We start from the raw sequence: 20319 nt of genomic DNA on the forward strand, positions 1-20319 counted from the left end.
GGATCCTTCTTATTTTACAGAAGGCTTTTTTGCTTGCGAAAAATTGGCGGCTCATCTCCTCACCGTTTAGAGGAGGAGAAACAGAATGAAAACAAAACTGGATTTCATGAAAATGAAGGAAAACGGAGAGCCGATCGTGATGCTGACCGCTTACGATTATCCGCAGGCAAAGCTTGCGGAACAGGCGGGAGTCGACATGATTTTAGTCGGGGATTCGCTCGGAATGGTCGTGCTCGGACTCGATTCAACAGTCGGCGTAACGGTCAGTGACATGATTCACCATACAAAAGCGGTAAAACGCGGTGCGAAAAATACGTTTATCGTAACTGACATGCCGTTTATGTCTTACCACCTTTCAAAAGAGGATACATTGAAAAACGCCGCGGCCATAATTCAGGAAAGCGGCGCGGACGCGTTAAAGCTTGAAGGCGGAGACGGCGTTTTCGAATCCATCCGCGCGCTGACTCTCGGCGGAATTCCCGTCGTCAGCCATTTAGGCCTCACACCGCAGTCTGTCGGCGTATTAGGCGGATATAAAGTGCAGGGGAAAGATGAGCAAAGCGCGAAAAAGCTCATTGAAGACAGCATCAAATGCGAACAGGCGGGAGCAATGATGCTCGTGCTTGAATGCGTGCCTGCTGAACTGACTGCTAAAATAAAAGAAGAAGTATCCATTCCCGTCATCGGAATCGGAGCCGGTTCAAAAGCGGACGGCCAAGTCCTTGTCTATCATGACGTCGTCGGCCACGGCGTGGACAGAACACCGAAGTTCGTGAAGCAATACGCCAAAATCGACGGCACGATTGAGTCGGCCCTCAGCGATTACGTCCGTGATGTGAAAGAACGGGTTTTCCCGGAAGAAAAGCATTCCTTTCAGATAAACCAAACTGTGCTGCAAGGCTTGTACGGAGGAAAGTAAGCGATGAAACAACTGACAGAAACTCAACAGCTGAAAGAATTGATTGCACAATACCGCTCAGAAGGCCGGACGATCGGATTCGTCCCGACAATGGGTTTTCTTCATGAAGGACATCTGACGCTGGTTGAAAAAGCAAGCAAAGAAAACGATATTGTCGTGATGAGCATCTTTGTCAATCCGACTCAATTCGGACCGGGCGAGGATTACGAGGCATATCCGCGAGATTTAAAGCGCGATGCCCGGCTTGCAGAACAGGCGGGGGCAGATGTTTTGTTTGCGCCGTCTCCAAGTGATATGTATAAAGGCGAGCAAAATGTTGCCGTGCAAGTGAAAAGGAGAACTGACGTGTTGTGCGGCGCCTCCCGCGTCGGCCATTTTGACGGAGTGGCCACTGTGCTGACGAAGTTTTTCAATCTCGTTAAACCGACCCGCGCTTACTTCGGCCTGAAAGATGCCCAGCAGGCAGCGGTTGTGGACGGATTGATTGAGGATTTCTTTATGGATATCGAATTGGTTGCAGTGGACACGGTCAGAGAAGAAGACGGACTTGCCAAAAGCTCTCGCAACGTCTATCTGACTGAGCAGGAACGCAAAGAAGCGCCGATGATCTATAAAGCATTGCAGCAAGGTGCCGAACTGATCAGAGACGGTGAAAGAAATCCGGAAACCGTTATAAAAACCGTCACCGATATCATCGAAAACACAAGCGGCGTCATTGATTATGCCGAACTGTACGCTTATCCGGAGCTGACTCCGCTTAAAACATTAAACGGCAAGGTCATTCTGGCCTGCGCCGTCCAATTTTCTAAAGCCAGACTGATTGATAATATCATTATTGATATTGATGAATGGGAGAGATCATAATATGTACCGCACTATGATGGCCGGAAAACTGCACCGCGCTACCGTGACGGAAGCCAATTTAAACTATGTCGGCAGCATTACGATTGATGAAGATCTTTTAGATGCCGTCGGAATGCTCGCTAATGAAAAAGTTCAGATTGTGAATAATAATAACGGAGCGAGACTTGAAACGTATATTATTCCCGGTAAGCGGGGGAGCGGCGTCATCTGTTTAAACGGAGCAGCCGCCCGTCTCGTCCAAGAAGGAGATAAAGTCATTATTATTTCTTATCAAATGATGTCTGATCAGGAAGCAAAAAGCCATCAGCCGAAGGTGGCTGTTCTGGATGATCAGAATAAAATCGAGCAGATGCTGGGCCAGGAGCCGGCACACACGATTTTGTAATAGAGCCCCCTTCATGGGGGTTTTCTTTTAAGATTTAGGGGCAAAAGCTGTTTTTCCGCTCCATTTCTCAACAAAACGTGTTACACTTTTCTCGTATGCAAGAATTGAGGTGTCCATTTTAATGAACAAACAACGGTTCGTTGTCATAGATGTCGAAACAACAGGAAATTCGCCTAAAAAGGGCGATAAAATCATTCAAATCGCAGCGGTTGTCATTGAAAATGGACAAATAACTGAGCGGTTTTCAAAATATATTAATCCGAATCAAGTCATTCCGCCGTTTATTGAACAGCTGACCGGAATTTCGTCCGGAATGGTTGAAAATGAACTGCCGTTTGAAGCGGTCGCAGAAGAGATTTTTCATCTGCTTGACGGCGCGTATTTTGTTGCCCACAATATTCATTTCGACCTCGGATTTGTCCGGCATGAACTGAGCGAAGCGGGCTATGAGCTGCCGGATTGTGAAGTGCTTGATACGGTTGAGCTTTCGCGTATTGTTTTCCCGGGGTTTGAAGGATATAAGCTCGGTGAGTTGTGCGCGGAGCTGAATATTGTTCATGACCGCCCTCACCGCGCAGACAGCGATGCGGAGGTTACGGGACTGGTCTTTTTAGACATTTTACATAAACTGAAACATTTGCCTTTACCGACATTAAAGCAGCTTAGAAGGCTTTCACAGCATTTTATCAGCGATTTGACGCTGCTTTTGGATTCTTTTATACATGAAAGCAGGCCGGCGGAAGAAAAGAGCTGCATTCCATACGCCTCTTTTTCAATTAAAGAGCCCGATCACATTCCGGTTTCCCGTCCGGTGAATGCGGCCATTGACCTTGAAAAGTGGAACGAAGAAAAAGAACAGATTTTATCCGGCATCATCCCCCGCTATGAAAAGCGGAAAGGGCAGCTTTCGATGATGGATGAAGTGCTTGGCGCCTTCCGCAATCGGGAGCATGCGCTGATTGAAGCGGCACCCGGCATCGGAAAAACGATCGGTTATCTCGTTCCGGCTGTTTTATTTGCCAAAGCGGAGCAGACTCCCGTGATTATCAGCACGTACTCTACTCTTTTGCAGCAGCAGATCATGTCTAAAGATCTCCCGCTTTTGGAGCGTATGTTTCCTTGGCCGGTCAAAGCTGCTATTTTAAAAGGGAAATCACATTATCTGTGCCTGCCTAAGTTTGAACATATTCTGCATGAGGAAGATGACAACTATGATGCGGTTTTGACGAAAGCGCAGCTTCTCGTCTGGCTGACGGAGACTGAAACGGGCGACGCCGCTGAGCTGAATCTTCCATCAGGCGGCAGATTGCTGTGGGAGCGCATGGCTTACGATGAGAATTCTTTTTTTAAAAAAGGGAAGGACTCGGCTGCCGGGTTTTATGAACGGGCTAAAGAAAAAGCGCAGGCCGCAGATCTGATTATCACAAACCATGCTTTGCTGTTTTCAGATCAAAGCAGTGAAACGAAAAAACTGCCTGCAAGCGGAACAATCATCATTGATGAAGCGCATCATTTCGAACGCGCTGCCAGCGAGCACCTCGGGAAGAGAGCTTCATACATCGGACTGCACACAAAGCTCAGCCGAATCGGAACCTTAAAGGAACACGGACTGTTAAAGCGGATGAGAAAACTGTTTTATACGTATGAACTGCCGGCGGAAAGTTTTTTTGACGCCGATGAGTGGATGAAGCATATTCAATCGGAAAGCGACGCATTTTTCAGTTCAGTGCATTCTTTTGTCAAACGAAGAAAACCTAAAGACGATCTGAACCGTCTCGTCTATAGTCTCAATCATAAAAGCCAGGATAAAGGGTTTCACATGATAACGGACGGAGCGGAGCGGCTTTGCGCGATGCTGGATCAGCTGCTTGACATGTTTTCAGTACAGGAGAAACTGTTACATCAAAAGCTTGAACAGATGAAAAGCGGAGCGGCTTTTTTAGCGGCCGAATATGTAAAGTGTATCAGGGGGCTGAAAGAATATCGCGATACGTTCAGCAGGCTGCTGTTTGAAAATGATGAGAAAGAAGCCGTTTGGGTTGAAATTGATGCGAAGGGCGCAAAAAATGCCGTCAGCATCTATGCGCAGCCTTTGGAGCCCGGTGAAATGCTGGCAGACCAGTTTTTCGCCCGCAAAAAAAGCGTTGTGCTCACATCAGCGACCTTAATGGTGGAGCAGTCTTTTCAATTTATGATTGAAAGGCTCGGACTTGCGGATTTTTATCCGCGCACCAAAAGCATCCCGTCTCCTTTTTCTTACGATGATCAGATGAACGTCATCATTCCGAAAGAGATGAAATCCGTTAAATATGACGGAGAGCGGGAAGTCATTGAGCATATTGCCAAGTATGCAGAAATCATGTCAAAGGGAAAACAGCCGAAGATCCTTGTCCTGTTTACGTCTCATGATATGCTGAAAAAAGTGTATCAGGAACTGAAACTCAGTATGGAGATCTCAGGCATTCAGCTTCTCGCCCAAGGTATTTCGGGCGGGAGTCCCGGTAAATTAATGAAAACCTTTAAAACGGCAAGCCGGGCGATTTTGCTCGGGACGAATCATTTCTGGGAAGGCGTTGATTTTCCGGGGGATGAATTGTCAACCGTCATGATCGCAAGACTTCCTTTCAGGGCGCCTGACAATCCGCTTCATGCCGCAAAATGCGAATTTGCCAAGAAACAGGGGAAAAATCCGTTTCAGACGATTTCCCTGCCTGAGGCCGTGTTAACGTTCAGACAGGGGATCGGGCGCCTGCTCCGTACGGCGGGAGACAAGGGAACAATCGTTCTTTTAGATCAGCGTGTAAAAACGGCGGGATACGGACGGCTGTTTCTTGAAGCGCTCCCGACTTCATCTCTTTTGGAACTGACGGATGCCGAAATGGCGGCTTATGTCAGCCAAACGGAATAAAAGCCGCATAAACGCGGCTTTCGTGGTGTGGGATGAGGAATTGTTTTTATAGTAAAAGCGGGTTCATGCCGCCTTGTGATTTTATTATGCCGCGGGCGCATCCCGTTATGACTAACAAAATTTGTTCGACCGATGGAGGGTATAAAAATGGAAAGCAAAATTGAAATTCTGTCAACGATTAATGTGGAGCATTCAGATGATTTATATAAAATCGTCGATACATTAAACCGGACTTTGAAACGGGACAATCTGATGTTCGGCCTTGCGCTCGACGAAGAAAATCAAAATGAAGCGGTCTTCACCATTTATCGCACATAGGTGAAAAAGATGAGAAAAAAAGCATTAATATTTACAGCCGTATTTGGTATTATTTTTTTAGCAGTTCTTTTATTTTCGGCCAGCATTTTTAAATCTGCAATGGCTCAAAAAGAAGAAGGCCACGAAACAGCTGCCGCAGCCGCTAAAGAAAAAACGGAGCTGACAGATGCTGAGAAAGTGGAGACCTTTGTCGGCAAACAGAAATATTATGTTGTTACCGGAACGGATAAACATGGAAAAGATATGTATGTATGGGTTCCGGCCGACAAAAAAGCAAAAATCCTCTCAAAAAAAGCCAGTGACGGCATTTCAAGCGGCAAGGCTGCCAAGATCGTTCGGGACGAAGGGCTTGTTTCCAAGCTGAATGGCGTTCACCCGGCGAGAGAAAACAATGTTCCGTTATGGGAAGTGACCTATATCAACAAAAACGGGCAGTATAGCTTTAGCTATGTGGACTTTACAAGCGGCAAGATTCTCAAAAACATCACACCGTGAGACGTATTAGGGGGAGTTCAAGTTGAAATTGGCAAAAAGAGTATCCGCATTAACACCGTCTGCAACACTTGCAATTACTGCAAAAGCGAAAGAGCTGAAAGCAGAAGGCCATGATGTCATCGGCCTCGGAGCAGGAGAACCGGATTTTAATACGCCTCAGCACATTATAGATGCCGCGGTGCGTTCCATGAATGAAGGCCATACGAAATATACGCCTTCAGGCGGTCTGCCGGCGCTGAAAGACAGTATCGCAAAAAAATTCAAAAACGACCAGGGGATTGAATATAAGCCGTCAGAAATCATTGTCTGCACCGGCGCGAAACACGCTCTGTATACATTATTTCAGGTTATTCTCGATGAAGGGGACGAAGTGATTATACCGACTCCTTACTGGGTCAGCTACCCTGAGCAGGTGAAACTGGCAGGGGGGCGTCCCGTCTATGCAGAAGGGCTGGAATCCAATCAGTTTAAAATTTCACCGGAGCAGCTGAAGCAGGCTATCACTGAGAAAACAAAAGCGCTCATTATCAATTCACCGAGCAACCCGACAGGTGTTATGTATACGAAAGAAGAGCTTGCGGAACTCGGAAAAGTGTGTCTGGAGCATGGCATTCTGATCGTTTCTGACGAGATTTATGAGAAGCTTACATACGGAGGAAAAAAACACGTCTCAATCGCACAGCTTTCAGATGAATTGAAAGAGCAGACGATCATCATTAACGGCGTGTCGAAATCTCACAGCATGACGGGCTGGAGGATCGGCTATGCGGCGGGTTCGGAGACGATTATTAAAGCGATGACGAGCCTTGCGAGCCACAGCACATCAAATCCGACGTCTATCGCTCAATACGGCGCTATTGCGGCCTATAACGGTCCGGCTGAGCCGCTGGAAGAGATGAGACAGGCATTTGAGCACAGACTGAACACCATTTACGCTCAGCTCAGTGAAATTCCCGGATTCACCTGTGTCAAGCCTGAAGGGGCGTTTTACTTGTTCCCTAACGCCAAAGCGGCCGCAGAAAACTGCGGATTCAAAGATGTCGATGAATACGTCAAGGCGCTTCTGGAAGAAGAAAAAGTCGCCATCGTGCCGGGCTCGGGTTTCGGTTCACCGGACAACGTCCGCTTATCTTACGCAACGTCACTCGATCTTTTAGAAGAAGCGGTCGAAAGAATCCGCCGCTTCACGGAAAAACACAGCTGATTCTGAAAAAGCGGCTTTTAAAGCCGCTTTTCACTTGCATTGACCCCGTTAGAGTAGAACGGGTATAATAAAGTGATGAAAAAAGAGATTCAGGCAGATTCCTGAATGTCTTTCTTGTTCTGGAGGGAAAGAGTTTGAAAACAACAATCAACCAAGTGTATAAACACACAGGCGAGGAAGTAACGATTGGAGCTTGGGTCGCTAATAAACGCTCAAGCGGTAAAATCGCATTTTTACAGCTGAGAGACGGTACCGGCTTCATTCAGGGAGTTGTCGTCAAAGCTGAAGTAGAAGAAGACATCTTCCAAATCGCGAAATCAGTGACACAGGAAACGTCGCTTTATGTAAAAGGAATTGTGAAAGAGGACGAGCGTTCACCGCTTGGCTATGAGCTTGCTGTTACATCCATTGAAGTCATTCACGAAGCGACTGATTATCCGATTACGCCTAAAGAGCACGGTACGGAATTCTTAATGGATCACAGACATTTATGGCTCCGTTCGAAACGCCAGCACGCAATTATGAAAATCCGCAACGAAATCATCCGTGCGACTTATGAATTTTTCAATAAAGAAGGCTTCGTGAAAGTTGATCCGCCGATTTTGACGGGAAGCGCTCCGGAAGGCACGACTGAGCTGTTCGCGACGAAATATTTTGATGAAGACGCCTTCCTGTCTCAAAGCGGTCAGCTGTATATGGAAGCAGCTGCAATGGCGCTCGGAAAAGTATTCTCTTTCGGACCGACGTTCAGAGCGGAAAAATCGAAAACGAAACGCCATCTCATCGAATTCTGGATGATTGAGCCTGAAATGGCATTTGTTGAATTTGAAGAAAACCTTGAAGTTCAGGAGAATTATGTTGCATACATCGTACAAAGTGTGCTGGAACATTGTAAGATCGAGCTGAACACATTAGGAAGAGACACATCGAAGCTTGAACAAATCAAAGCGCCATTCCCGCGCATTACGTACGATAAAGCGATTGAATTCCTGAAAGAAAAAGGCTTTGACGATATTGAGTGGGGAGATGACTTCGGTGCGCCGCATGAAACAGCGATTGCAGAAAGCTATGACAAACCGGTGTTTATCACTCATTATCCGACATCATTAAAACCGTTTTATATGCAGCCTGCCAAAGATCGTGATGATGTCGTGTTATGTGCCGACTTAATCGCTCCGGAAGGCTACGGGGAAATCATCGGCGGTTCAGAACGCGTTCATGATATGGATTTATTGGAAGAAAGATTAAAAGAACACGGTCTGGATTCAGATGCTTACAAATGGTATGCTGAACTCAGACAATACGGTTCTGTTCCGCACTCCGGCTTCGGCCTCGGACTTGAGCGGACAGTGGCTTGGATCAGCGGAGCGCCTCACGTGCGTGAAACGATTCCGTTCCCGAGACTTCTGAACCGTCTGTATCCGTAATAGTTTTAAAAAACGAAGTCTCCTGCAAGGGAGACTTTTTCTAAGTAAAGGGGAAAGCTCCCGGAGATAACCTTTTACAGTAAGAGGTGTAAGGATGAAAAAACAGCAATTTATAGATATGCAGGAACTCGGCATTTCAAGCATTCCCAACCTGCTGCTGACACATTACCGGCAGCTCGGGCTGAATGAAACCGAATTGATCCTGCTTTTGAAGATTAAAATGCATTTGGAAAAGGGCTCTTATTTTCCGACGCCGTTTGAACTTCAATCAGGCATGTCCATCTCTGCTGAAGAATGTACAAGCTGCCTGAGAATGTTTATTCAAAAAGGTTTTCTGTTTATTGAAGAATGTGAAGACCATAACGGCATAAAGTTTGAAAAATATTCTCTGCAGCCGTTATGGGCGAAGCTGTATGATTACATGCAGCATTCTCAAAATGAAACGCAGGAAAGAACGTCAGAAAGAGAACAAAAAAGCCTGTATACCATCTTTGAAGAAGAGTTCGGAAGACCGCTGTCGCCCCTTGAATGCGAGACGCTGGCCATATGGCAGGATCAGGATCAGCATGATGCGATTCTGATTAAACACGCCTTAAAAGAAGCTGTTTTATCGGGGAAACTCAGTTTTCGCTATATTGACCGGATTTTATTTGAATGGAAAAAGAACGGCTTCAAAACGGTTGAGCAGGCGAAGGCGCACAGCCAAAAATTCCGTCGTGTTCAAACGAAACAAAATGATCCGCAAAAAGAGTATACGAGGCAGGTGCCTTTTTACAATTGGCTGGAACAATAACATGAGAAGGGGAGAAACGTGTTAAATTTAAAGCAGATTGAATATTGTCTTGAAAAAATCGGCGATATGTTTCCGCACGCAGAATGTGAACTTGTCCATTCAAATCCTTTCGAATTGGTTGTGGCAGTCGCATTATCCGCGCAATGTACGGACGCTCTCGTCAACAGAGTGACAAAAACGCTATTTCAAAAATATAAACGGCCCGAAGATTATCTTGCCGTATCGCTGGAAGAACTCCAGCAGGATATTAAATCAATCGGCCTATACCGTAATAAAGCCAAAAATATTCAAAAGCTGAGCAAAATGATCATCGAAGAGTACGGCGGAGAAGTGCCGAAAGACCGGGATGAGCTTGTGAATCTGCCGGGTGTCGGACGGAAAACGGCAAATGTAGTCGTGTCTGTTGCTTTCGGCGTACCTGCGATCGCAGTAGACACTCATGTGGAGCGGGTCTCTAAACGGCTTGGTATCTGCCGCTGGAAGGACTCTGTTTTGGAGGTAGAGAAAACATTAATGAAAAAAGTGCCGAAAGAGGATTGGTCTGTTACGCACCACAGATTAATATTTTTCGGGAGGTATCATTGTAAAGCGCAATCTCCCCGCTGTGCGGAATGTCCTTTGCTTCCGCTATGCAGAGAAGGGCAGAAGCGTGACAAAAAAGGGCTGGTGAAACGGTGACGGCGATTGACATTCTGGCAGGCTATGAAACATACCTGCGCAGCCTTACGGACTTGGAAAGCCTTGAGATCAAAACGGCGCTGCGCCGCCATCCGCTGTATATGGATTTCAGCGGTCAGCCAACCGTGCAGCCATGGAGGGAAAGGGGCGAATATGTCCCGTTTCTATTTCAGATTTGGAACGAAACGAAAGAAACGCTGCTTCCCGTTTTTCAAACAAGAAAATCGAGATGTGATCAAAATGACATGCTGAAGGGAATTGCCTGTCTGATTGCCGCTTTTCACTGGACGGCAGGGGAGCGGGTCACATCACTTGATTGGTCTGTGCTTGAAACAAAGCATTTTCCCGCCGAACCGATCAATTGGGCGGAGCGAATGGCGTTTATTTTAACAAAACCGACTCAATATCACTCGTTTATTCAGCTTGATGAATTGATGACGGAGATGAAGAAACAATATCATAAATATGAAGCCATGAACAAATGTTAAAAACCTCCTTTTCTCATAAGGAGGTTTTTTTGTATGAAAAAAATCCTTCACCTGTTTGAGGTGAAGGATTTCGTCCGCTAATGAGCGGGGTTTGACTGGATGGTTGACGAATTGGACTGCCCGTTGATATTTGAAGATGAGTCTTTGTTTTTGTCCGTTTGACCGCTGTCAGGTTTATTTGAGCCGTCTGAACCGGAATCGGAATCATTATCAGAGCCGTTATCTTGCTGTCCGTTGTTATCAGTCCCGTTGCCGGGCTGATTCTGATTGTTGTTATCTGTTTGATCCTTATCGGGTTGATCCTGATTTTTATCCGGGTCATCAGTTGGTGTTTGATCCGATCCGTCAGACGTATCTGTCTGATTGTCATCTGTGTTTGAATCATCAGTTTGCGTCTTGTCTTTGTCTTTATCTTCATCAGACTTCTGTTCATCGTCAGTCGCTTTATCTTTATCCGCATCGTCTTCTTCATCTTTCGGGACTTTGAAAGATGCTGATGCCGTATCGCTTTTTCCGTCATCGTTTTCCGCTGTCACCTGGAAGCTGTATGTGGAGCCTGGCGTGACATCTGGGACGACGGCTTCTTTTGCCGAACTGTTTTGAATGTCACTGTAGCTTCCGCCGTCAACGGATTGTTTGACATTGAATGTTGCATCACCGTCATAATTCCAGCTTAAGGTTAATGATTTTTTATCTTTGTCGTATTTCACTTGCAATCCTGTCGGTTTATCGGCTTTTTCTTTCGTGTACGTTTTAGAAACGGCAGTTGGCTGCGTTCCTTTCACGAAGTACTCCGTCACTTTTTTATCATCCGGTGTATTTGGTCCGGCTAAAGCGGCAGGATTCGAGCCTTTCTCAACTGTTTCTTTTACGACGCTGTCAGGCTGCTTGAAGCTTCCTTTACCGTCATCAACGTATGAGATCAGCTTTTGGAAAATCCGTTTTGCGACTTGCTGGTCAGCAGCAGACAGTGATTTCTTACCTGCTTTGTTGCCAGACTCAACTCCGGTCCAAACCGCTGCTGTATATTGAGGGGTGTATCCGACAAACCATGAGTCTGGGACTCCGCCCGGAGCAATGTTATATTTTTGAATATCACCTTTAGTAAAGTTTGTCGTACCCGTTTTACCGGCGACTTCCACGTTCGGTACTTGAGCTAGTCTGCCTGTTCCTGACTGCACGACTGTTTTGAGCATATCGGTAATCATGAATGCCGTGTAATCGCTCATAGCACTTTTCGGTTTCGGTGTTAAATCAAGCTTAGTGCCGTCATTAAATTCAATCGATGTGACCGCATGCGGTTCATTGTACGTTCCGTTATTTCCGAAAGCGCTGTAGGCGCCCGCCATTGTCATAGTAGATACACCGCGGTTATCCTGACCAAATCCTCCGATCGAATAAGATTCGGTTACACTCTCTTTGTTTAATCCTAGTCCTAAGTCATTTGCGAAGTCGACGGCATTATCTTTACCGGCTGCTTGATATGCTTTCAGAGCCGGAATATTACGCGAGTCTGAGAGGGCCTCTCGCATTGATATCATATTTCTGTATTTATTGTCATAGTCGTGAATCGGAGTGCCGTCAGAGTACGTATAAGCTGAGTCGTCAATCTGCTCATACGTCGACCATTTTTTATTTTCAATGACCGGGCCGTAATCAAGAATCGGTTTTATCGTTGAACCGGGCTGGGTTTTACCTTGTGTTGCATAATTGAATCCCCCGGTAGTTCTGTTCCGTCCTGCTCCGATGGCGCGGATTTCTCCGTTTGTCGTATCAAGGAGCGTGACGCCGCCCTGCATGCCTTCGGTAAATCCGGCTGTGTCGCCGTTCATCAATTGATCAAGATAATCTTGTGCTTTCGTATCAAGAGTCGTGTAAATTTTCAATCCGTCAGTTGAAATATCGACGTCTTTCTTTTCTTTTGTCTCAATTTCTTTCATAACTTCTTCGACAAAAGCGCTGTATTTATTTGTGTCCTTTTTATCGTATTCCTTTTGGCTGACGACGCCTTCATCTTTCATGGACACTTTCTTCGCTTTTTGGTATTCAGAATTTGAAATGAATCCTTGTTTTTCCATTAAGCTGAGAACGATGTTTCGGCGTTTTTCGGAAGCCTTCGGATTTTTAACCGGGTTATATCCGGTCGGGCTTTGCGGCATTCCGGCAAGCGTCGCCGCCTGTTCAACCGTAAGCTTGCTCAAATCTTTTACGCCGAAGAATTCTTCAGCCGCTTTACCGACGCCATAGGCGCGCGGTGAGAAATAAATTCTGTTTAAATACATTTCTAAGATTTCATCTTTAGAATAATGGCGCTCCAGCTGCAGTGAAAGCCACACTTCCTGTGCTTTCCGTTTAATCGTTTTCTGATGGGTCAAAAGCGAGTTTTTCACAACCTGCTGGGTGATTGTGCTTCCTCCCTCTGAACCGAATCCATCCGTAAAGTTGGCGACCAAGGCGCCTCCGATCCGGATCGGGTCTATACCGTGGTGCTTATAAAAACGGGCGTCTTCAGTTGCGATAAATGCTTCTTTCACAACATCGGGTATATCCTTAATCGGGACGTAGGTTCGTTTTTCACCACCCACTTCCGCGATTTCTTTGCCGTTTTTATCGTAAATCGTTGAAGAGTAAGGCGTTTTCAGCTTTGCTTCGTCCAAAGAGGGCGCGCCGGAAACCAAAACGGCAAATGCCGCCGCTCCGCCGACTATGCCAAGGACAAACAGAATAACCAAGGACAGCACAATCTTTTTGAATAAACCGCCTTTACGCTGTTTCTTGCCTTTTTTCGGTGAAGAGGGCTTAGTGCTTTTCGTCTGCCTTGCCTTACGGCGTTCTTCACGGCTCGTAAATTGATCTGACATAACATCTCAACCTTTCGTTTATCAACCTTTCGCTCAGTCTACTGTTCCTGCGAAAAATAAAGCTGTTCAATAATACTAATATAATCAATTCTCGGTGAGTATCCAAGGGAAATCGGAAAGGAAGCATCTTCTAATTCGTCTTTGCGAATTGATTTTCTGCCATTGTTCTCCTTTCTCTCCCAAAAGACAAACAGCTTGTCGGCTTCGAGGAAATAAACCTTTCCGAAAGCGGATATAATAACAAAACAAATGCCGTCTTGCCTGACCACCTGCTTCATATGTTCAATCTGATGATCATGAAAATTCTGCAGGGGAAATGCCGTTTTGTTTTTTGTTTCTTTTGCCTCAAAATCAATGTAGCGTCCTTTATAAATGCCGTTGTAGTCGGTTGTGGAAGACTGTTTAAAATAAGCTTCCTTAATGACTGCGGCGCTTCTTTTCGGATAGTGGACGTTTACAATCTGGACGGGTGTCGGCTTTTTGTGAATGACAGCAATTTGGTTAGCCAGATAATACTTATTCGTTTCATTCAGATCGTCTTCGAGGGTCATGCCGCGATTACTGTATGAATGAGACCGTTTCTGGCTGTTTTGGGATGAAACCGTTTTGTTCGGCTGAAAAGTTTTTCCATTCGGGTACCGAATCACTTTTTCCATCCTCCTTATCAAACTAATAGTGACGGAAGTGAATGAACGTGCATAAACGACAGACCGTAACCGCCATTCTTCGCCTGATCGAAAAAGAGACGAAAATAAAAAATGCCGATAATATTTCCCGGACGAATGCCTATAAAGCATATTATGACCGCCATCCTGAGATCAAGTGGCCGCTTTTGGCATCCTTTGTGTCCCGCAATGCGGGCTGGTCGATGACTGATTTAAGAGGCGTCCTTTATCAGGAGGGCCTTGACAGCAGTCAGAAAAACTGGTTTTTCCTTTCGTATGAAAGGGCGAATTGGCTGATTTTTTCTGATGCCTATCCTCAGCTTCTGGTCTACCAGTGGTCAAAACAAATCGGTGAACCTCTTTTCCGTCATCTTCCTTATTTCCGCGTCTCGGCTTTTATGCAGGAAGAATGGTTCCGCTTTTGGCGTGACGGAGATACGGAACGGCTCATGTATGCTCTTATTATAAATGAACAAAACACTATCCAAGCACCTATTATACAAAATCCTTCGTTTAAAAAGAATGTTTTTGGCACGATTCCTTTTTATTTAAGTGATTGGTTTCACTTTAATACGGTGATATTCCCTTCATTTGACGGACATTTATACGGAATTTCCGTCAAACGGTTTTCAAAAACCGAAGAGAGAATTACGCTCGGAAAACAGCTGGCCCGCCTTCTGTTCAGCCCTGATCTTCACGCTTCTTTTTACCGTTTTCTTGATACCGTTCCTCATACCGGTTCACGCTTTGATATGGAGAAAATGATCGGCATCAAAAAAAGAACATCACCGATGCTGAGGACAACCTATCCCATTGTTGCCCACTCATTAGACGGCGAAAGGGCGGATTGGTTTCAAAAAAGGTTAAGAAAAGGGGCTTTCTTACAGGAGAAAATGCCGAAACAGCTTGAACTGACGGACTGGTACTTCCAGAAAAGACGGGAGCTCCATGCGCTCTTCGCAGTTAAAGAGTGGCTGAAGAAATGAAAAAGCCCGAAACCGTTCGCTGGGGTTTCGGGCTGCTGATGTGTTACGTGGAAGGGCGGTTTGGGCCGCCTAATTTTTTATCAAGCGTATCAGTCGTTTTTGCTTCGGTTTTTTGCTGTTTACCTGCATTTTTCGGTCTCGTTTTCATACGGCACCTCCTCAACTGTATCGTTTGCATTAACGTGACGGTTCATACAAAGTTTGCGGCACTTTTTTGTCGAAAGGCACGCCTTTTAGGATAATCTCTGTTTGTTTGCCGAACTGCTTCTAGTTTTGTCATGTGCAGAGGAGAGCGGTATGAAAACGAGAATTATATTCTAAAGAGACGCAAGTGATAAAAGGGAGGAACATGAATGTCTGTTTACACGAGCAAGGCTGATATTCTCCGTCTGCTTTCTGATATCGAAATCCGGATTTCTGCTGCTGAAAAGACGCTTACCCAAGCAGTCAGATCCTGTCAGGCGGAAGCTGAAGAAATCAGGCAGGAGAAACTTTCCCGCCTTGAGGAAGAGACGCGGGAGCTTCATGTTTGTATTGATGACCTGTTTTTGGCTGACCGGCGTAAAAAGGATTTGCCGAGAGCCTGCCGGATCAGCTGATTTTATGCAAAAACTTTGGTACCATATGTACTGAGGTGAGTCCGTTTGCAGACACAGTCGTTATTGGAGCTGACAGAACAAATGATAGAGGCGGTTCTGGAAGCCGAAAAAAGGTATCAGGATGGAAAAGAGTCAGGCCGTTCATATGATTTTTTTGAGATTATTAAACCCGATGTTGAAAAAAGAGACCGGCTTTGCGCGCTTTGGACAGAAGCAGCGCTTGCGTTTATTCAGGAAAACCGTCCGAAATACGTTCATCACGCACAAATTCAGGCCGTTACAGAAAATTTCGGAGAGCTGATGCTCCAATCATATGTTCATCATATTCATAAAAAAAGATACAGGGATTTAACTGAATCTGTTTTATATACGCTTCGTATATTAAGGGATGAAATTGAAAAAGAAGGCAGCTGAAAACGGCTGCCTTCTTTTATATAAAGGGGTCGGGTATGTTATTCATACGCCGGGTTTTCTGCTCCACTTGCTTCGAGAACCTTCATACTGTTTCGAAATTCGGTTGCGGTGAGATGGCCTTGAATATAGAGGAATTTTGCAAAGTCCATCAGTTTATCTGCACAATCTGTTTCATATTTTTTCACTTCAGCAAAACGCTTTCTTAAGTATGATACGTTCATAATGGTGCATCCCCTCTCATGTATGTTGAGATTATGGTAACATAACGATTCGACTTTTTTCTGTTTTTAAAAAATTAAGACTTTCGACAGCATTTGACAAAGATCAGAATCTCCGAAAGCACATAACCAAGGCGGAATTCATACATATATAGCAGAAACTTAGTGAGAGACAAGGGGGAATGTCATATGCAATGGAGAGCGCAGCCATATCAAAATATGTACCAGCAGCCGGCGGGATATTTCTACCCGCAGCAGATACAGCCATTGCAGCAGCCGAGTCCGCAGCAGATACAGCCATTACAGCCGCCGTATCCGCAGCAGATACAGCCATTGCAGCCGCCGCCATATCAACAGCAAGGGCAGTACCCGCAGCAATTTTATCCGAATCAGGAATACGGTCATATGCAGCAGCCGTTTGCTCCCCCTCCTCCTCAGACAGCCATGCCCGGGGGGCAGCCGGGGTTTGTGAATCCTTACCCTGTTCCCAGACCGAATCAGCAGCAGTCTTCCCAATTCTCAGGCATACTCTCCCAGTTTAAAAAAACGAACGGACAGTTTGACTTTAATAAAATGATGGATACAACGGGGCAGATGGTAAGCGCCGTAAATCAGGTCGGATCGCTGGTGAAAGGCCTCACCAGTATCTTCAAATAAAAAGCATGAATGATATCCATCATTCATGCTTATTTTTTAGGGAAAAAGAGGGTAAGCGTCTGTTCATTCCAGGATGTTTCCATATCTTCTTCACTCACCTTATACGGGAGGACAACGGTTCTTGTCATGCTTGAAGACACATGGGATGAATGAGCCTGTTTATGATCGTAGCGGATTGTAACGTGAAGGTAGCACCCTTTCGTTTCCACCAGCATATCCCCGTCACGGAACGTCTCGGGAACGCTGATATCAACCGCGAGGCCCGTCGGCTCTTCTCTGACGTCAATCGTCACTTGCGCTTCAGTAAAAGCCGAATTGACAAGGTGCTGAAAACCCTGCATCAATTCTGCAAAGGGACCTGAGTGAAAAAATTGGTCCATCGCATGGCTGATGATGTCCTCATTTCTTTGCGGATCAAGTTTATCGTTTTGTGATTGATCCATATGACCACCGCCTTTTTACAAACAGACTATGCGATGTTATGCCGTATGGTTAAGAATTGAAGGAAAAAAGAAAGTATGGTTAAATAGTGGAGAATAAACTGGTAACGGATTCACATTTAGGAAGGGGAGCACAACACATTGCTGAAAAAATTATTCGGATTGGGAGACAGCCGGAAAAAGCCGGCCGAGGAAGTGATTTTTTCTCCGGCTGACGGAGCGGTGATGGATTTGGCTTCAGTGCCGGATCCCGTATTTTCACAAAAAATGATGGGGGACGGGATTGCCGTCGAGCCTGCAAACGGAGACATTGTTTCACCGGTTGAGGGAGAAGTGATTCAGCTGTTCCATACAAAACATGCTGTCGGCATCCGCACCCTTTCCGGAGCGGAACTTTTGATACATGTCGGTTTGGATACCGTCAATATGAACGGTGAAGGCTTTGAAGCGCATGTAAAAGAAGGAGACAAAGTGAAAACAGGCGATCTGCTTTTAACGTGCCGGCTGGATTTAATAAAAGAAAAAGCAAGCAGCACCGTCATCCCTATGGTGATTATGAATGGCGATGCCGCAGAACCTTTGCAATTTGCAGGCGCAAATGAAGCGAAAAAAGGACAAACAGAGCTTTTTACGATAAAAATGAAGTAGGCAGGGGCTGATTCCCTGCTTTTTTTCTTGTGAGGATTTTCATCTAGCCAGGCAAACAAATATTCGGTAAACTGTACCTCATAAAGAGGTGTGAACGATGAAGAAAAAATCACTGAGCGAACTGATACAGGAATTAAAAAGTCATGAAAATATTGTGCATTGGCATGAAGAGGAACCGCGGGAGGCGAAAACCATGCCGATGCCGGAGCAAGTAGATCCGAACATTCGGGCGGCTCTCGAAAAGAGGGGGATTAAGCGGCTCTTTACACATCAATACTCCGCTTTTCAGACGGTTCAAAACGGAGAAAGCATTGTGGCTGTCACACCGACGGCCTCCGGAAAAACACTGTGCTATAATCTTCCGGTTCTTCAGTCTATCGCTGAAGATGCCTCAAGCCGCGCGCTTTATTTATTTCCGACAAAGGCGCTCGCGCAGGATCAAAAAAGCGAGCTGAATGAAATCATAGACGAGACGGGCATGGACATTAAAAGCTTCACCTATGACGGAGATACGTCTCCGGCCATCAGGCAGAAAGTCAGAAAGGCCGGGCATATTGTGATTACAAATCCCGATATGCTTCATTCAGCCATTCTTCCCCACCATACAAAATGGGTGAGTCTGTTTGAAAACCTGAAATATATCGTCATTGATGAATTACATACGTACCGGGGCGTATTCGGCAGCCATGTGGCGAACGTCATCCGCCGTTTAATGAGAATCTGCGCTTTTTACGGAAGCAAGCCGTCATTTATCTGCACATCCGCCACAATCGCCAATCCGAGGGAGTTGGCGGAGCAGCTGACGGGAAAATCTGTGCGCCTGATTGACGACAACGGCGCCCCGGCCGGAAGAAAGCACTTTGCTTTTTACAACCCTCCGATTGTAAATAAACCGCTGCATATTCGAAAAAGTGCCACCGTGGAAGTGAACGAGCTTGCCAAAACTTTTTTGAAAAATAAGATCCAGACGATTGTTTTTGCCAGAAGCCGTGTCCGGGTTGAAATTATTTTAAGCCACATTCAGGAGATCGTAAAAAAAGAAATCGGCTCAAAGTCTGTCAGAGGTTATCGCGGCGGATATCTTCCGAAAGAAAGAAGAGAAATAGAGCGGGGGTTAAGAGACGGCAGCATTCTCGGCGTTGTCAGCACAAACGCGCTGGAGCTCGGCGTTGATATCGGCCAGCTTCAGGTCTGCGTGATGACGGGGTACCCGGGCAGTGTCGCGAGCGCATGGCAGCAGGCGGGCCGGGCCGGACGGCGGCAGGGAGAGGCGCTTATCGTGATGGTGGCGAACTCTGATCCGATTGACCAATATATTGTGCGCCATCCTGATTATTTCTTTAAACGCTCGCCTGAATCTGCAAGGATTAATCCCGATAATCTCATTATACTGGTCGATCACCTGAAATGCGCCGCGTATGAGCTGCCTTTCAGAGCAGATGAAACATTCGGAGAAAATGATGCAAGAGACATTCTTGAGTATTTAGAGGAAGAAGGGGTGCTTCACGAAAACCGCGAACGCTATCACTGGGCGAGCGAATCTTTTCCCGCCTCCAACATCAGTCTCCGTTCGGCGTCACAGGAAAACGTGGTCATCGTTGACCGGTCAGAGACGGCTGATGTAAAAATCATCGGAGAAATGGACCGCTTCAGCGCGATGACGCTTCTTCATGATGAAGCGATTTATCTTCATGAAGGGGTACAGTACCAGGTTGAAAAGCTTGATTGGGATCATAAAAAAGCATACGTGCGAAAGGTCGATGTCGAATATTATACAGATGCCAACTTAGCGGTGCAGCTGAAAGTGCTGGACATTGACAGAACGGACAGCAGAAAGAAAACGGCCTTACATTTCGGCGATGTAACCGTGAACGCACTTCCGACAATATTTAAAAAAATTAAAATGACGACATTTGAAAATATAGGATCAGGGCCGATTCACCTTCCAGAAGAAGAACTGCATACCAGTGCTGCCTGGCTTGAATTGAAAGAGACGGATTCGGAGATCGGCGAAAAAACGCTTGAACAGCTGCTTTTAGGCATTGCCCACGTCCTGCAGCATATCGTGCCTGTATACGTCATGTGCGACCGAAATGACGTGCATGTCGTGCCGCAAATCAAAGCCGCACATACCGGACTTCCGACAATCTTTCTGTATGATCATTATCCGGGCGGAATCGGACTTGCTGATGAAGTATATAAGCGATTTGATGAAATCACTGAAGGGGCTGAGCGCCTGATCAGACAATGTCCATGTCAAGACGGGTGTCCTTCCTGCATCGGTTCCGAAATAGAAGGAATAGATGCAAAGAAAGCGATACTCCGGCTCTTGAATTACGTGTAAAAGAAAAG

22 protein-coding genes are annotated in these 20319 nt (G+C 45.9%); 17 read left to right on the forward strand and 5 right to left on the reverse strand.

Annotated elements, in window-relative coordinates:
• Positions 1-85: 85 nt before the first annotated feature.
• From panB to ACWHAR_RS03960, 11 genes are all read left to right on the forward strand, one after another.
• A complete protein-coding gene (gene panB / locus ACWHAR_RS03910; protein WP_007409480.1) occupies positions 86-919 on the forward strand; it encodes a 3-methyl-2-oxobutanoate hydroxymethyltransferase in 834 nt (277 codons plus the stop codon).
• Positions 920-922: 3 nt separating this feature from the next.
• A complete protein-coding gene (gene panC, locus ACWHAR_RS03915) occupies positions 923-1783 on the forward strand; it encodes a pantoate--beta-alanine ligase (protein ID WP_032873270.1) in 861 nt (286 codons plus the stop codon).
• Between the two features lies 1 nt (position 1784).
• Complete coding sequence (gene panD / locus ACWHAR_RS03920) at positions 1785-2168, forward strand: aspartate 1-decarboxylase (RefSeq protein ID WP_003153510.1); 384 nt, start codon at positions 1785-1787, stop codon at positions 2166-2168.
• Between the two features lie 121 nt (positions 2169-2289).
• Entirely contained in the window at positions 2290-5076 is a 2787-nt protein-coding gene (dinG, locus tag ACWHAR_RS03925) for an ATP-dependent DNA helicase DinG (protein WP_032873271.1), read from the forward strand.
• Positions 5077-5223: 147 nt separating this feature from the next.
• The gene (locus ACWHAR_RS03930; protein ID WP_003153512.1) at positions 5224-5394 is read left to right on the forward strand and encodes a YpmA family protein; all 171 of its coding nucleotides are present in this window, start codon (positions 5224-5226) and stop codon (positions 5392-5394) included.
• A 9-nt stretch (positions 5395-5403) separates the two neighbouring features.
• Positions 5404-5889 carry a cell wall elongation/penicillin-binding protein regulator TseB gene (tseB, locus tag ACWHAR_RS03935; RefSeq protein ID WP_032873272.1) on the forward strand — a complete coding sequence of 162 codons (486 nt, stop codon included), beginning with the start codon at positions 5404-5406 and terminating at the stop codon, positions 5887-5889.
• Positions 5890-5911: 22 nt separating this feature from the next.
• Entirely contained in the window at positions 5912-7093 is a 1182-nt protein-coding gene (locus ACWHAR_RS03940) for a pyridoxal phosphate-dependent aminotransferase (protein ID WP_007612190.1), read from the forward strand.
• Between the two features lie 134 nt (positions 7094-7227).
• Entirely contained in the window at positions 7228-8520 is a 1293-nt protein-coding gene (gene asnS, locus ACWHAR_RS03945; RefSeq protein ID WP_003153515.1) for an asparagine--tRNA ligase, read from the forward strand.
• 94 nt (positions 8521-8614) lie between these two features.
• Positions 8615-9313 carry a DNA replication protein DnaD gene (gene dnaD, locus ACWHAR_RS03950; RefSeq protein ID WP_003153516.1) on the forward strand — a complete coding sequence of 233 codons (699 nt, stop codon included), beginning with the start codon at positions 8615-8617 and terminating at the stop codon, positions 9311-9313.
• An 18-nt stretch (positions 9314-9331) separates the two neighbouring features.
• Entirely contained in the window at positions 9332-9991 is a 660-nt protein-coding gene (gene nth, locus ACWHAR_RS03955; RefSeq protein ID WP_007612187.1) for an endonuclease III, read from the forward strand.
• Positions 9988-10479 carry a YpoC family protein gene (locus ACWHAR_RS03960; RefSeq protein WP_007612186.1) on the forward strand — a complete coding sequence of 164 codons (492 nt, stop codon included), beginning with the start codon at positions 9988-9990 and terminating at the stop codon, positions 10477-10479. Before nth ends, ACWHAR_RS03960 begins: the two co-directional genes overlap by 4 nt.
• A gap of 77 nt (positions 10480-10556) precedes the next feature.
• Here the strand turns inward: ACWHAR_RS03960 and ACWHAR_RS03965 are convergent, their stop codons facing one another.
• Both ACWHAR_RS03965 and recU read right to left on the reverse strand, forming a co-directional pair.
• The gene (locus ACWHAR_RS03965) at positions 10557-13340 is read right to left on the reverse strand and encodes a PBP1A family penicillin-binding protein (RefSeq protein ID WP_032873273.1); all 2784 of its coding nucleotides are present in this window, start codon (positions 13338-13340) and stop codon (positions 10557-10559) included.
• Positions 13341-13378: 38 nt separating this feature from the next.
• Positions 13379-13987, reverse strand: coding sequence for a Holliday junction resolvase RecU (recU, locus tag ACWHAR_RS03970; RefSeq protein ID WP_012117837.1), 609 nt, complete (start codon positions 13985-13987; stop codon positions 13379-13381).
• 41 nt (positions 13988-14028) lie between these two features.
• Here recU and ACWHAR_RS03975 point away from each other — a divergent pair, with 41 nt between their 5' ends.
• The gene (locus ACWHAR_RS03975) at positions 14029-14991 is read left to right on the forward strand and encodes a DUF2515 domain-containing protein (RefSeq protein ID WP_032873275.1); all 963 of its coding nucleotides are present in this window, start codon (positions 14029-14031) and stop codon (positions 14989-14991) included.
• A 43-nt stretch (positions 14992-15034) separates the two neighbouring features.
• On the opposite strand, the gene sspM is transcribed toward ACWHAR_RS03975, so the two are convergent.
• Positions 15035-15139, reverse strand: coding sequence for an acid-soluble spore protein SspM (sspM, locus tag ACWHAR_RS03980; RefSeq protein ID WP_003153525.1), 105 nt, complete (start codon positions 15137-15139; stop codon positions 15035-15037).
• 205 nt (positions 15140-15344) lie between these two features.
• Between sspM and ACWHAR_RS03985 the strand changes: the two genes are divergently transcribed.
• Positions 15345-15590: a DUF5446 family protein gene (locus ACWHAR_RS03985; protein WP_032873277.1), complete on the forward strand. Its 246-nt coding sequence runs from the start codon at positions 15345-15347 to the stop codon at positions 15588-15590.
• 45 nt (positions 15591-15635) lie between these two features.
• Complete coding sequence (locus ACWHAR_RS03990) at positions 15636-16004, forward strand: YppE family protein (protein ID WP_007409492.1); 369 nt, start codon at positions 15636-15638, stop codon at positions 16002-16004.
• 38 nt (positions 16005-16042) lie between these two features.
• Here ACWHAR_RS03990 and ACWHAR_RS03995 read toward each other — a convergent pair whose 3' ends face one another.
• Positions 16043-16225: a YppF family protein gene (locus ACWHAR_RS03995; RefSeq protein ID WP_003153532.1), complete on the reverse strand. Its 183-nt coding sequence runs from the start codon at positions 16223-16225 to the stop codon at positions 16043-16045.
• Positions 16226-16411: 186 nt separating this feature from the next.
• Between ACWHAR_RS03995 and ACWHAR_RS04000 the strand changes: the two genes are divergently transcribed.
• Entirely contained in the window at positions 16412-16879 is a 468-nt protein-coding gene (locus ACWHAR_RS04000; protein ID WP_029973659.1) for a YppG family protein, read from the forward strand.
• A 29-nt stretch (positions 16880-16908) separates the two neighbouring features.
• On the opposite strand, the gene ACWHAR_RS04005 is transcribed toward ACWHAR_RS04000, so the two are convergent.
• Positions 16909-17322 (reverse strand): Hsp20/alpha crystallin family protein, encoded by a 414-nt coding sequence (locus ACWHAR_RS04005; RefSeq protein WP_017418017.1) that lies wholly within the window; start codon positions 17320-17322, stop codon positions 16909-16911.
• Positions 17323-17460: 138 nt separating this feature from the next.
• Between ACWHAR_RS04005 and ACWHAR_RS04010 the strand changes: the two genes are divergently transcribed.
• Entirely contained in the window at positions 17461-17967 is a 507-nt protein-coding gene (locus tag ACWHAR_RS04010; protein WP_012117833.1) for a PTS sugar transporter subunit IIA, read from the forward strand.
• Between the two features lie 97 nt (positions 17968-18064).
• Positions 18065-20311, forward strand: coding sequence for a DEAD/DEAH box helicase (locus ACWHAR_RS04015; RefSeq protein ID WP_032873279.1), 2247 nt, complete (start codon positions 18065-18067; stop codon positions 20309-20311).
• The last annotated feature ends 8 nt before the right edge of the window (positions 20312-20319 follow it).

The organism is Bacillus sp. LR--39, from assembly GCF_053613335.1.